Source organism: Streptomyces sp. NBC_00029 (assembly GCF_045160505.1).
Classification (GTDB): Bacteria; Actinomycetota; Actinomycetes; order Streptomycetales; family Streptomycetaceae; genus Streptomyces.
Window position 1 is genome coordinate 8,190,621 of the sequence record NZ_CP108292.1, and the last position, 12,689, is coordinate 8,203,309.

The 12,689-nt window shown below is 71.3% G+C and carries 11 protein-coding genes; 7 read left to right on the forward strand and 4 right to left on the reverse strand.

The genetic code is table 11. The annotated features are described in order from the left end of the window. The first annotated feature begins 104 nt into the window (after positions 1–104). The 4 genes from OG753_RS37710 (at position 105) to OG753_RS37725 (ending at position 3,621) form a co-directional block, all read left to right on the forward strand. Complete coding sequence (locus OG753_RS37710; protein WP_327266263.1) at positions 105–905, forward strand: alpha/beta hydrolase; 801 nt, start codon at positions 105–107, stop codon at positions 903–905. Between the two features lie 58 nt (positions 906–963). Then, complete coding sequence (locus OG753_RS37715) at positions 964–1,374, forward strand: VOC family protein (RefSeq protein ID WP_405791993.1); 411 nt, start codon at positions 964–966, stop codon at positions 1,372–1,374. Between the two features lie 33 nt (positions 1,375–1,407). Further along, entirely contained in the window at positions 1,408–2,091 is a 684-nt protein-coding gene (locus OG753_RS37720) for a (2Fe-2S)-binding protein (RefSeq protein ID WP_405791995.1), read from the forward strand. A 135-nt stretch (positions 2,092–2,226) separates the two neighbouring features. Continuing rightward, positions 2,227–3,621: an alpha/beta hydrolase family protein gene (locus tag OG753_RS37725; protein ID WP_405791997.1), complete on the forward strand. Its 1,395-nt coding sequence runs from the start codon at positions 2,227–2,229 to the stop codon at positions 3,619–3,621. A gap of 184 nt (positions 3,622–3,805) precedes the next feature. Here the strand turns inward: OG753_RS37725 and OG753_RS37730 are convergent, their stop codons facing one another. Both OG753_RS37730 and OG753_RS37735 read right to left on the reverse strand, forming a co-directional pair. Beyond that, positions 3,806–5,578: a S8 family peptidase gene (locus tag OG753_RS37730; protein WP_405791999.1), complete on the reverse strand. Its 1,773-nt coding sequence runs from the start codon at positions 5,576–5,578 to the stop codon at positions 3,806–3,808. Between the two features lie 286 nt (positions 5,579–5,864). Then, a complete protein-coding gene (locus tag OG753_RS37735) occupies positions 5,865–7,295 on the reverse strand; it encodes a cation:dicarboxylate symporter family transporter (protein ID WP_327266268.1) in 1,431 nt (476 codons plus the stop codon). A gap of 105 nt (positions 7,296–7,400) precedes the next feature. Between OG753_RS37735 and OG753_RS37740 the strand changes: the two genes are divergently transcribed. Both OG753_RS37740 and OG753_RS37745 read left to right on the forward strand, forming a co-directional pair. Continuing rightward, complete coding sequence (locus tag OG753_RS37740) at positions 7,401–9,029, forward strand: ATP-binding protein (RefSeq protein WP_405792001.1); 1,629 nt, start codon at positions 7,401–7,403, stop codon at positions 9,027–9,029. Continuing rightward, a complete protein-coding gene (locus OG753_RS37745) occupies positions 9,026–9,730 on the forward strand; it encodes a response regulator (protein ID WP_327266269.1) in 705 nt (234 codons plus the stop codon). The genes OG753_RS37740 and OG753_RS37745 overlap by 4 nt, the downstream gene beginning before the upstream one ends. Here OG753_RS37745 and OG753_RS37750 read toward each other — a convergent pair. Together OG753_RS37750 and OG753_RS37755 are read right to left on the reverse strand one after the other, a co-directional pair. After that, a complete protein-coding gene (locus OG753_RS37750; RefSeq protein ID WP_405792003.1) occupies positions 9,685–10,533 on the reverse strand; it encodes a tyrosinase family protein in 849 nt (282 codons plus the stop codon). The two genes, OG753_RS37745 and OG753_RS37750, sit on opposite strands and share 46 nt — an antisense overlap. Next, complete coding sequence (locus tag OG753_RS37755; RefSeq protein ID WP_383198783.1) at positions 10,530–10,916, reverse strand: apotyrosinase chaperone MelC1; 387 nt, start codon at positions 10,914–10,916, stop codon at positions 10,530–10,532. The genes OG753_RS37750 and OG753_RS37755 overlap by 4 nt, the downstream gene beginning before the upstream one ends. A gap of 335 nt (positions 10,917–11,251) precedes the next feature. Between OG753_RS37755 and OG753_RS37760 the strand changes: the two genes are divergently transcribed. Then, positions 11,252–12,643 carry a glutamate decarboxylase gene (locus OG753_RS37760; protein WP_327266272.1) on the forward strand — a complete coding sequence of 464 codons (1,392 nt, stop codon included), beginning with the start codon at positions 11,252–11,254 and terminating at the stop codon, positions 12,641–12,643. Positions 12,644–12,689 lie beyond the last annotated feature (46 nt).

Here is a 12,689-nt window from a genome sequence, read left to right on the forward strand (position 1 = left end):
ACAGTCTGCGTCCATGACGTCGCCCCCCGTGCAAAACACGAGTGAAAGGCAACCGGCTGTCAGGTGAACGCGAGTGGCTCAATGTAGCCCCTTAAAGTCCTCTCATGAACCCCCAATTTGGCAATGGCGTGCCACTGATTTTCGACGACTTGGGTCCCCGCGACGGAGCGCCCGTAATCCTGATCCACGGACATCCCTTCAACCGCACGATGTGGGCCCCCCAGACGGCCGCGCTGACGGCCGCCGGGTACCGCGTGATCACGCCTGACCTGCGGGGATACGGGGAAAGTCCGGTGGTCCCGGGCAAGGCTCTCCTGGCGGATCTCGCGGACGATCTCGCCGCCCTGCTCGCCCGCCTGGGTATCGAACAGGTGGTCGTCGGCGGTGTGTCCATGGGTGGTCAGATCACGATGGAGGTTCGACTGCGCCACCCGGGTCTGGTACGGGCGATGGTGCTGTCCGACACCTCCCCGGTACCGGAGACGCCGGACGGTGCGAAGATCCGCCGGGAGACCGCCGAACGGCTGATCGCGGAAGGCATGCGGCCCTACGCCGAAGAGGTCATCGACAAGATGCTGGCGCCCTACAACGTGACCGCCATGCCCGGGACGGCCGCCCGGGTGAGCGCCATGATGTGCGCGACCGACCCCGAGGGCGCCGCCGCGGCGCTGCGCGGCCGGGCCGAGCGCCCCGACTACCGGCCCGTGCTCGCGGAGGCCGTCGAGCCCTGCCTGGTGCTCGTCGGCGCGGACGACGTCTACACCCCGGTGGCGGAGGCCGAGGCCCTTCACGCGCTGCTGCCCCATTCGGCGCTCACCGTCATCGAGGGAGCGGGCCATCTGCCGGGCCTGGAGCGGCCGGACGCCTTCAACCGGGCCCTGCTGGACTTCCTCTCCGGTCTCTGAGCGGGGCCGCGGGGGCGGCCGTAGAGTCGGGACGATGTTTCCGTCGAGGAGGACGTTCATGCTGCGAGGGTTTGCGACGATCAACTTCTGGGCCGACGACCTGGAGGCCGCGAAGGCCTGGTACACCGAGCTCCTCGGGATCGCCCCGTACTTCGAGCGGCCCGGGTACGCAGAGTTCCGCATCGGCGACTACCAGCACGAGCTGGGCATCGTCGACCGCCGCTACGCCCCGCCGGGCGCGGCCAAGAACCCGGGCGGCGCGGTGGCCTACTGGGCGGTCGACGATCTTCCCGCGGTCCGGCAGCGGCTGCTGGACCTGGGCGCCGAGGAGTACCAGCCGGTGACCGCGCACGGGGACGCGGGCTTCGTCACCGCGGCCGTCACCGATCCCTTCGGCAACGTGCTGGGCATCATGCGCAACCCGCACTACCTGGAGATCCTCGAAGGGGCGACCCCCGACCCGGCCTGACCCCCGCCCCCGGCCGCTGAGATCATTTCCGGTATGGACGACGTACTGCGGCGACTGGCCGCCGTGGGGCCCTTCTTCACCGTCCCCTGCGGGACGGAGCCGCCCGGCCCCGGCTTCCGGCCCCTGACCGCGCTGTACAGGGAGCGGCTCGGGCCCTACGTGGCCGAGGTGGGCCGGCGGATCGGCAGCGGCCCCGGCCGGGTGGCCGCCTCGACCGCGCAGTTCGGGATCGTCTCCCGGCTCTGGTCGCTGGGGCTCGGGTGCGCGGCACTGGCGGGCCGCGTACCGGACCTGTCCGCCGACCGGGTGTGGTGGCGGCTGCCGGACGCGGGGTCGCTCCAGCTGTGGCTGCCCGACCCCGGCCCGGGCCTGCCGGCCGAGGCGCTCGGGGAGAACGTCCTCGCGAACCTGGCCGTGCTCGACGAGGGCCTGCGGGAGCGCTTCGGGGTCTCGCCGAAGGTCCTGCGGGGCAACGCGGCGTCCGGGCTCGTCGGGGCGCTGCGCGTGCTGATCGACCGGGTGCCGTCCGGCGCGGCCGTGGAACTGGCGGCCGCCCTGCTGGCCGACGGCGGAGCGCTGGCGGGCACCGGCACCTTCCTCCACGAGGAGGGGCTCGGGGTGGCCTTCGTGCGGCGCAGTTGCTGCCTGTACTACCGGGTGCCCGGGGGCGGGCTCTGCGGGGACTGCGTACTGCGGACCGGGCGGCGAACCGCCTGACGCCCCGCCTGACGCCCGGCCTGACGCCCGGCCCGACGCCCGGCCCGACGGGCGGGACGGCGGGCGGGGCCGTTCGGAGCAAGGGAGGGCGCGGCGCGCCGCGACCCGCCACGGGCCCGGCGTACGGTCCGCTGCATGACCGCTCGCACACCGCACCAGCCCTCCGCACTCACCCGCCGCGCGGCCCTGACCGGGCTCGCAGCGGGAGCCGGGGCTCTCGCCGTCGGGGGCGGGGCCCGCACCGCGGCCGCCGCGCCCGTGCCGGCTCCCGAGGCCGCCGATCCCACACCCGGGGCGATGAAGCTCTTCGACGATCCCGGCTTCAACTTCGCGGGGCTGCTCGCACTGGGCGCCGCCGGGATGCGCGCCTCGGAGGTGGGCGAGGTACTGACCGCGGTCAACTCCATCAACGCGGCCGGACTGTCCGAGCAGACGTTCAGCGACACCTTCCGCGCCTGGGGGGACCGGCTCGCCGCGCCCCCGGCCGCCGGCCGCCACGGCCACGACGCCCCCTCGCAGACGCGCCGCTTCCGGTCCCTGCGCGCCGCCCAGTACTACGGGCAGGCGCTGTTCTACGTACTCGGCACCGACCACCCCGGTGACGAGGAGGCGGTCTACCTGGCCGGGCGCAAGGCCTGGGACACCTTCACCCGGCTCTGCTCACCGGCCGCCGTCCGCGCGAAGGTCCCGTACGGCAAGACGCACCTGCCGGTGTGGTTCTTCCGCCCGGACGGTCCCGAGCGGCCGCGCCCCACCGTGATCCTCACCAACGGCAGCGACGGCCAGAACGTGGACATGTGGACCTACGGCGTGGCCGCCGCCCTCGGCCGGGGCTGGAACGCCCTCGTCTACGACGGGCCGGGCCAGGGGCAGCTGCTGTTCGTGGAGGAGATCCCCTTCACCACCCGCTGGGAGAAGGTCGTCGGCCCGGTCATCGACTGGCTGGACGAGCGCAAGGACGTGGACAGCGGCCGGATCGCGATCACCGGCCTCAGCATGGGCGGCAACCTCGTCGCCCGCGCCGCCGCCTTCGAGCACCGGCTCGCGGCCGTCGCCTGCCAGCCCGGATGCGTGAACCCGTGGCTGGGGTTCGACGCGGAACTGCGCGCGATCATCACGCCCGACAAGGAGGAGACCAACCGGGTCTGGAACGAGGAGGTCGTCCCGGAGCTGACGCCGCAGCTCGCCTTCACCGTCAAGAAGCGCTTCGAGATCTTCTCCAGGGAGGCGCTGCGCCAGGCCCGCGAGGGCATCGTTCTGACGGACATCTGGACACCGGCGCAGGTGGCCATGGGCCTCGACATCACGAAGGTGGTGGCGAAGATCAAGGCCCCGACGCTCGTCCTGGACTACGACTTCGAGCTGTTCTACCCGGGGCAGCCGCGGCAGATGTACGACCTGCTGCGCACGCGCCGCGAGTACGTGAAACTGACGGAGGCCACCGGGGCGCAGTTGCACTGCTCCCCGATGGCCCCGCAGCAGCACTGCGACGTCGTCTTCGACTGGCTCGCCGACGTCCTGCAGCGCTAGGTCCTGTCGTCGAAGTCCCGCCTGGCCCGCGGCGCCCGGCACCGCACCTCGCCGCGTTGTCGGGGCGCCCGAGTACGTCCAGTACTCGGGCGCCCCTCCGCCTTGCGATGCACGGCGCCGGACACCGCGGGCCCAACCGGCGCTACTTCGACGACAGGACCTAGAGGACTTGCCGACCCGGCCTCTAGAAGGTCAGGTTCCAGGAGTCGACCTTGCCGATGTCGCCGCCGGCGTTGTCGTTGACCCGCAGCTTCCAGGTGCCGTTCGCGACCTCGGAGGAGGCGTTGACGGTGTAGACCTGGTTGATGTTGTCGGTGCTGCCGCCCGAGCGGTTGTGCACGGTGTAGACGGTGCCGTCCGGCGCGACCAGGTCGACCTTCAGGTCACCGATGTAGGTGTGCACGATGTTCACGCCCACCTTGAGGGTGGCCGGAGCGTTGCCGGTGACACCGCTGACGGTGACCGGGCTCTCCACGGTGCCGTTGTCGCTGATGGCGAAGTCGGCGGTGTTCTCGAAGTACTTGCCGGGCGGCGGGGTGCTGCCGACGGCCTTCAGCGCGTCGACCTGGCCCTCGCCGAAGAAGCCGTTCTTCGCCGTGGTGCCCTTGCAGCGGCTGTCCGACGGGCAGGCGACGTCGTTGGCCTGGGTGGCCAGCTTGTCGCGCAGCTGCGCCGGGGTGATGCCCGGGTTGGTGCTGGCCAGCAGGGCCGCCACACCGGCGACGTGCGGGGACGCCATCGACGTACCGCTCATGCTGCCGTACTTGCCGCCCGGCAGGGTGCTGTAGATGCCGGTGGCGTCTCCGCCGGGGGCCGTCACGTCGACGACGTTCAGACCGTAGTTGGAGTACGAGGCCTTCGCGGTGGTGCCCATCGCCGAGACCGTGACCACGCCCGGGAGCTCGGTCGGGATGTCGAGGCAGGCGTTGGTGATGGTGCGGGTGACCGGCGTCGAGTCGTTCGGGCTCTCGGTGTCGGTCGTCTTGTTGGCCAGGTCGAGGTTGGAGTTGCCGGCCGCCGCGACCTGCAGCGAGCCCTTGCCCTCCGCGTACTCCTGGGCGCGCTTGACGCCCTCGATGATCGCGGCCTGGTCGGCGTTGTCCGGGCAGTTGAACTGCCACGGGTCCGTGTAGTAGCTGTTGTTGGTGACCTTGAAGCCGTGGTCACCGGCCCACATGAAGCCGCAGACGGTGTTCTCGGCGAAGAAGAGCGAGGAGTTCGGCTCGGCGATGCGCACCGAGGAGATCTTCACGCCCGGGGCCACGCCGATGACGCCCTTGCCGTTCTTCGCGGCCGCGACCGTACCGGCCACGTGCGTGCCGTGGGTGCCGACGTCCCGCCAGGCGCCGGTACGGGCGTCCGGCTTGCCGTAGGCGCACGACGCGGAGTCCGCGGCGTTGAAGTTCGGGGCCAGGTCCTGGTGCTGGTCGTCCACACCGGTGTCCAGGATGCCGACCTTGACGGTGGCCGAACCGGTGGTGACGGCCCAGGCCTGGTCGGCCTTGATCTGCGTCATGTCGGCGCGGACCGGCTCGCCCGAAGGCGTCGTGGACTGCGCCGGGTTGGCGGGCAGCGCCGGGTTGTAGGCGTCCGCCGGCACGTCCGAGGTGCGGGTGGCGCCGACCTGCTGGACCCCGCTCACACCGCGCATGGTGGTGGCGAAGGAGGCGGAGGCCGAGTGGGCGGTGATGACGCCGATGGCGTCGTAGTACTGGAACACCGTGCCGCCGTTGGCGGTGACGGCGTTGCGGACCGCCGTGGTGTCACCGGGGGCGGTGATCACGAGGTAGGCGCGGGTGCCGGCAACCCAGGTCGCACTCTGGGAGGTCGGGGCCGCGGCCTTGGGGGCCGCCGCGGGGGCGGGGGCCGAGGAGCCGGACGGAGAAACCGGAGCGGTGCCGGCGAGTGCGGCGGGGGCTCCGAACGCGAGTGCCGCGCCGAGCGTGGCGGCCAGCACGAGCGTACGTCGAGGTCGGCTGGATATGTGGGGTATCAATGCGTCCTCCGAAGACCCGGTGGTCAGGCCGGGTCGAACGAAACAAGTGGTGGACGCAAGATGTCATGCACACAGCCTGTTACGGAAGTACCTTTTACAGCATGGGGGTTCGTTTATCGGTGGCCGAATACCGACTATGGGTGCAAGTGCGGATAATGCGGCGGGCCGGCCGGGCTGGGCACCGTGGGGGCGAGCCCTGCCCGGCCGGCCCGTGGGGGCGTACCGGCCGGATCCGAAGGGAGACGGTTTAGACCGGCACCCCGTCCTTGGGGCTGTCCGAGGGCAGCGGCACCGAATGCGCAGTTCCCGCGGCCTCGGCCGATGCGGTGGATCCGGCGGAGCCGGTGTGCCCGGCGGACCGCCCCGGTTCGGCCGGCTCGGCCACGTGCCCGTCGTCCACCAGCGTGCTCTCGTCGAACGGCAGCCGGCCCGCCAGGACTTCGGTGGCCCGCTCGTGGTCGAACTCCTTCGTCCACGTCCCGATGAGCACCGTCGCGACCGCGTTGCCCGCGAAGTTCGTCAGGGCCCGCGCCTCGCTCATGAACCGGTCGATGCCCACGATCAGGCCGACGCCGTCCACCAGTTCGGGCCGGTGCGACTGCAGTCCGCCGGCGAGGGTGGCCAGGCCCGCGCCGGTGACCCCGGCCGCACCCTTCGAGGCGATGATCATGAACAGCAGGAGTGAGATCTGCTCGCCCAGCGCGAGCGGCGTGCCCATCGCCTCGGCGACGAACAACGAGGACATCGTCAGATAGATCGCGGTCCCGTCCAGGTTGAAGGAGTAGCCGGTCGGCACCGTGATGCCGGTGACCGGCCGGGACACCCCCAGGTGCTCCATCTTCGCGATCAGCCGCGGCAGCGCCGACTCCGAGGAGGAGGTCGAGAGGATCAGCAGGAACTCCCGGCCGAGGTAGCGCAGCAGGGAGAAGACGCTGACCCCGGTGCACACCCGAAGCAGCGTGCCGAGGACGACGAACACGAAGAGCAGACAGGTGGTGTAGAAGCCGATCATGATGACGGCGAGGGACTTCAGCGCGTCGATGCCGGTTGCCCCGACCACCGCCGCGATCGCCCCGAAGGCACCGACCGGAGCCGCCCACATGATCATCGCGAGCACCCGGAACACCAGCTTCTGGATGTGCCCGATGCCCCGCAGCACCGGCTCGCCCGCCGCGCCCATGGCCTGCAGCGCGAACCCGCAGAGCAGCGCCACCAGCAGCGTCTGCAGCACCTCGCCCCCGGTGAAGGCGGACACCAGCGTGGTCGGGATGATCCCGAGCAGGAACTCCGGCGTGCTCTCGGCCCCGCCCGCCTTGGCCTGCGCCTCGCCCGCACTGCGTGCGGCCTCGGTCAGGTGCAGTCCGCTGCCCGGGTCCAGCAGGTTGCCGACCAGCAGGCCGATGGCGAGTGCCACCGTGGACATGACCATGAAGTAGCCGAGGGCGAGTCCGCCCACGGCGCCCACCTTGGCGGCCTTGCGTACGGACCCGATGCCCAGCACGATCGTGCAGAAGATCACGGGCGAGATCATCATCTTGATGAGGTTGACGAAGCCGGTGCCCAGTGGTTTGAGCTCCACGGCCACGCCGGGGGCGGCGAAGCCGACGGCGATGCCGAGCAGCACCGCGCCGATCACCGCGATGTAGAGATAGTGCGTTCTGTCGCGTCTGGCGGCCACGATGCCTCCCGGTGGTGATTGCGTTCGGGGAGACCATCGCCCAGGGCTGTGACCCCGGTCACCCTTGCGTTCATTGAGTTCACGACCCGGTGCAGACTGAGCGCCATGTTCCGCTTCCCCAGGCCCCCGCGCAGCCTCGCCGGCCAGCTCTTCGCCATGCAGGTGCTGCTGGTCGCCGTGGTCGTCGCGGGCTGCGCCGTCTTCGCGTACGCCACCGCCCGCGGACAGGCCGAGGAGGCCGCCCGCCGCCAGGCCGGGGCCGTGGCCCACGCGGTCGCCGACTCGCCGTCCGTGCGCGAGGCGGTACGCGGAGCGGCGCGCGGGATCGACCCGTCCACCGAGCTCCAGCCCTACGCCCAGAAGGTCCGCGCGGACTCCGGGGTGGCCTTCGTGACGATCATGTCCCCCGAGGGGCGGCGCTGGACCCACCCCGACCCGCGCCGGATCGGTGAGTCCTTCATGGGCAACACGGCCCCCGCGCTGCGTGGTGAGACCTTCAGCGAGACGTACACCGGCACCCTCGGCCCCTCCATCCGCGTGGTCACCCCGCTCCGGGACGACGGCCGGATCGTCGGCCTGGTCAGCGCGGGCATCACCGTCCGTGCCATCAGCGACCGGCTCGCCACCCAGCTCTCCGCCCTCGCCTGGGTGGCCGGCGGCGCGCTCGCCCTCGGCGGACTGGGCACGTACATCGTCAACGCACGGCTGCGCCGGCACACCCACGGCATGAACGCGACCGAGCTCAGCCAGATGTACGCCTACCACCAGGCGGCCCTGCACGGGGTCCGTGAGGGGCTGCTGATGCTCGACGGGCAGCGCAGGATCACCCTGATCAACGACGCCGGGCGCGAGCTGCTGGGACTGCCGGGCGAGGTCACCGGCACCGGGGTCGCCGACCTCGGTCTGCCCGCCCCGATCACCGGGGCCCTGCTCGCCGACCGGCCCCGGGTGGACGAAGTGCACCTGACCGCGGACCGGGTGCTCGTGGTCAACAGCTCACCGGTCGCCGGCGGAGGCCGCCGCGGCACCGTGGTCACCTTGCGCGACCACACGGAACTGCAGGCACTGACCGGTGAACTGGACCACGAGCGCGGCTTCACCCAGGCACTGCGCTCCCAGGCCCACGAGGCGGCCAACAGGCTGCACACCGTGGTCTCGCTCATCGAACTCGGCCGTGCGGACGAGGCGGTCGACTTCGCGACCGCCGAGCTGGAACTCGCCCAGGCCCTCACCGACGAGGTGGTCACGGCGGTGGGGGAGCCGGTGCTGGTGGCGCTGCTGCTGGGCAAGGCCGCCCAGGCGCACGAGCGGGGCGTCGAGCTGGTGGTCACCGCCGACAGCCGCAGTCTCGCCGAAGGGGGCGGGCTGCCGCCGGCCCGGGACCTGGTCACCGTGCTCGGCAATCTCATCGACAACGCGGTCGACGCGCTCACCGCCGTACCGGGCGCCCGGATCGCGGTGACCCTGCGGCCCGAGCCGGACGAGCTGCTGCTGCGGGTCGCGGACAACGGGCCCGGACTGCCCGAGGGGGTGGACGTCTTCCGCCGGGGCTGGTCCGGCAAGGGGGAGGGCCGGGGCCTCGGCCTCGCGCTGGTCCGGCAGGTGGCCGAGCGCTACGGGGGCGAGGTGGTCGCGGCGCAGGGCCCGGGCGGCGGCGCGGAGTTCACGGTCCGCCTCCCGATCGTCTCGGCGCCCGCACCCGCACCCGCCGCGGGGCCGGGGGGTCCGCGATGAGCGGCGCCGAGGTCCGCGTGCTGGTCATCGAGGACGACCCGGTGGCCGCCGACGCGCACGCCCTCTACATCGGCCGGGTGCCGGGCTTCACCGCTGTCGGCGCCGTCCACTCCCTCGCCGAGGCCACCCGGTTCCTGGACCGGAACCGGGTCGACCTGCTGCTGCTCGACCTCGGTCTGCCCGACGGGCACGGGCTGCGCTTCGCACGCGGACTGCGCGCCGCAGGGCATCCCGTCGACGTGATCGTGGTGACCTCCGCACGGGACCTGGCCGTGGTCCGCGAGAGCGTCTCCCTCGGGGTGGTCCAGTACGTACTGAAGCCCTTCGCCTTCCCCACCCTGCGCGAACGGCTCCTGCGCTACGCCGAGTTCCGCCAGGCGGCGGGCGAGGCGGCCGGCCAGGACGACGTGGACCGGGCGATGGCGGCCCTGCGCGCACCCCGCCCGGCCGAACTCCCCAAGGGGCTGAGCGCGCCGACGCTGGACCGGGTCGCCGCCCTGCTGAGGGCGGCGACCGAGGGACTGACCTCGGCGGCGGCGGCCGAGGCGGCCGGGATCTCCCGGATCACTGCCCGCCGCTACCTGGAGCACCTGGTGGACACCGGCCGCGCGGACCGCACCCCCCGGTACGGCCAGGTCGGCCGCCCCGAACTGCACTACCGCTGGCTGGCGGCGGCGACCGGCTCGGTGTCGAAGGTGTAGAACTTCCGGTGGTCCAGCATGTCCGCCGGGGTCACGTTGTTCCAGGGCCGCATGGTGTCGTTGAGGTCGACGACGTTCTGCGTGCCCGCACCCGGCAGGTAGGTGGACTGGGGGTGCTTGGCCTGCCAGTCGGCCCACAGCTTGTCGATGAAGGCGTGGTGCATCCAGAACACCGGGTCGTTGGGGGAGACCCCGGTGGACATCTGCCCGCCGACCCACACGTGCACCCGGTTGTGCAGGTTGGCGCCGCGCCAGCCCTCCAGGTGGTTGCGGAACCCCTGGGAGGAGCTGTTCCAGGGCGCCATGTCGTAGACCGGCATGGCGAGTACGGAGTCCACCTCGGCCCTGGTCGGCAGCTGGGCGACGGACGTGCCGAGATCGCGTCGCAGGTAGGAGCGTCCGTCCACCCGGACGTTTATGTTCCACCGGCCCGTCGAGTATGCGAACGGGCCGTCCATGACCTGCCCGTCCCGGGCCCGTCCGGTGCCGCCGAGGAAGTCGGGGGCCCAGAGGGAGGAGCGGGAGGTGCGGTCGGCGGTCCAGTCCCAGTACGGCAGCGCGACGCTCGCGTCCACTTTCTGCAGCGCCTCCTCGAACTCCAGGAGGAAGCGCCGGTGCCACGGCAGGAAGGAGGGGGAACGGTGGCCGACGCGGTCGCCCGAGTCGGTGTCGCCCATGATGAAGCCGTTGTGGGTCGTGACGAAGCGGTCGTAGCTGCCGTTGCGCTTGAGCTCCAGCAGGGCCGAGGTGAAGGCGCGCTTCTCCTCGGGGGTCAGCGTGGCCTGGTTCTTGCGTACGGTCATGCCGCACCTCCGAAGGGGACGAGGGCGGCGCCCTGGAGATCGCGGACGGCGGCGCGGGCGAGCAGCTTCGGGTCGGAGAAGGTCTCGTAGTGGTTGATCACGCTGATCCAGGTGCCATCGGCGTTGCGCATGATGTGGAGTTCTCTGCCGTCTATCCGGACGGTCGGTTGGCCCGGCGAGTGATGGCCTCCGTGATGGCCACCACCACCTGCGGTGATCTGGATACGACGGCCCTTGTAGACCTCGTCGACCGTGCCCGGGGTGGTGGGCTCGGAGGGAGTCGCGGCGGCGTTCGTGGCGCCGGCGGCGGCAGCGGTCAGACCAAGGACGGTGAGTGCACCGGCGGTTGTCCCCAAGGCCTGACGGCGAGTGATCTTCTTCATGGCCCGAAGAGGTATCAGGGCGGGAGAGGGGGTTGGCCTGTATCCGGACATCAGTGGATACGTTGCCGGTAGAACAAGTTGGATGATCTTCCCGTCCGGAGCGGCTCCGGGGGTCCGAACGGGAAGATCTGCGGGATGCAGCCTACTGGACGGTAATTTTTGCGGGGTGACGGGGGTCGTATGGGCGGGGTCACACCGCAGAGTCGGCCGGAAGCAGAGCGTCAGCACCCCTTCGCGATCTGTCACGGACCTTCGCGGGTCGGCGGCGTCAAAGTGCGTCGCGCCGTCATCGGGCTCATCCCTGATCGAGGGGTTTTGTCACTTATAGTCCCGATATGGCTCTTCATGAGACGAAGGACGTACGCGCCCAGGACGCCGACACGGACGTGTTCGCGTCCACGCTGAGCGGCCAGATCCTCCCCAAGTACAAGATTCCTGAGGACCACTCACCCACCGAGGTCGTCTACGAACTGCTCCGCAACGAGCTGCTCCTGGACGGCAACGCGGCGCAGAACCTGGCCACCTTCTGCACCACCTGGTCGGACGAGGGCGTACACCGCCTGATGAACGTCTGCCTCGACAAGAACATGATCGACAAGGACGAGTACCCGCAGACCGCCGAGATCGAGTCCCGCTGCGTCAACATCCTGGCCGACCTGTGGAACGCCCCCGCCGGCACCACCGCGGCGGGCTGCTCGACCACCGGCTCCAGCGAGGCCGCCATGCTCGGCGGGCTCGCGCTCAAGTGGCGCTGGCGCGAGCGCCGCCGCGCCCAGGGTCTGCCCACCGACCGCCCCAACCTGGTGTGCGGTCCGGTCCAGATCTGCTGGGAGAAGTTCGCCCGCTACTTCGACGTCGAACTGCGCCAGGTCCCGATCGAGGGCGACGCCACCGGCCTGCAGGCCCATCAGCTCGCCCAGTACGTCGACGAGAACACCATCGGCGTCGTCGCCATCCTCGGCGTCACCTACACCTGCGACTACGAGCCCGTCGCCGAGATCGCCGCCGAGCTCGACCGGATCCAGGCCGAGCACGGCTGGGACATCCCCATCCACGTGGACGGCGCCAGCGGCGGATTCGTGGCGCCCTTCCTCCACCCCGACGTGGTGTGGGACTTCCGGCTGGAGCGCGTGGCCTCGGTCAACACCTCCGGCCACAAGTACGGGCTCGCGCCGCTGGGGGTCGGCTGGATCATCTGGCGCAGCGCCGACCTGCTCCCCGCCGACCTCGTTTTCAAGGTGGACTACCTCGGCGGTGACATGCCGACCTTCGCCCTCAACTTCTCCCGCCCCGGCGGCGAGATCATCGCGCAGTACTACCTGTTCCTGCGTCTGGGCCGGGCCGGCTACCGGCGCGTCCAGGAGGCCTGCGCCGACACCGCCCAGTACCTGGCCGGGGAGATCGCCGACATGGGCCCCTTCACGCTCCTCTACGACGGCAAGGGAGCCCTGCCCGCGGTCTCCTACAAGCTCACCGACCCGGTCGGCGCCCGCTTCAGCCTCTACGACCTCTCCGACCGGCTGCGCATGCGCGGCTGGCAGGTGCCCTCGTACCCGCTTCCCGCCGACCGCGACGACACCGTCATCCAGCGCGTCCTCGTCCGGCACGGCGTGACCCGCGACCAGATGGCCCTGCTCGTCACCGACCTGCGCGCAGCCGTGGAACACCTGACGGCCACGCCCCCGCCCGTACCGGCGGCCGAGCCGCGGTCCGGCTTCCACCACTGACACGCGCCGGTGGCGCCGGCCCCGGCGCCACCGCCCGGCGTGACCG

What these genes read in the sequence shown, in the direction of transcription:
- OG753_RS37725 (WP_405791997.1), top strand. Translation starts at nt 2,227, where the DNA reads ATGACCGCTCGCACACCGCACCAGCCCTCCGCACTCACCCGCCGCGCG.
- OG753_RS37720 (WP_405791995.1), top strand. Translation starts at nt 1,408, where the DNA reads ATGGACGACGTACTGCGGCGACTGGCCGCCGTGGGGCCCTTCTTCACC.
- OG753_RS37710 (WP_327266263.1), top strand. Translation starts at nt 105, where the DNA reads ATGAACCCCCAATTTGGCAATGGCGTGCCACTGATTTTCGACGACTTG.
- OG753_RS37740 (WP_405792001.1), top strand. Translation starts at nt 7,401, where the DNA reads ATGTTCCGCTTCCCCAGGCCCCCGCGCAGCCTCGCCGGCCAGCTCTTC.
- OG753_RS37715 (WP_405791993.1), top strand. Translation starts at nt 964, where the DNA reads ATGCTGCGAGGGTTTGCGACGATCAACTTCTGGGCCGACGACCTGGAG.
- OG753_RS37755 (WP_383198783.1), bottom strand. Translation starts at nt 10,916, where the DNA reads ATGAAGAAGATCACTCGCCGTCAGGCCTTGGGGACAACCGCCGGTGCA.
- OG753_RS37760 (WP_327266272.1), top strand. Translation starts at nt 11,252, where the DNA reads ATGGCTCTTCATGAGACGAAGGACGTACGCGCCCAGGACGCCGACACG.
- OG753_RS37745 (WP_327266269.1), top strand. Translation starts at nt 9,026, where the DNA reads ATGAGCGGCGCCGAGGTCCGCGTGCTGGTCATCGAGGACGACCCGGTG.
- OG753_RS37750 (WP_405792003.1), bottom strand. Translation starts at nt 10,533, where the DNA reads ATGACCGTACGCAAGAACCAGGCCACGCTGACCCCCGAGGAGAAGCGC.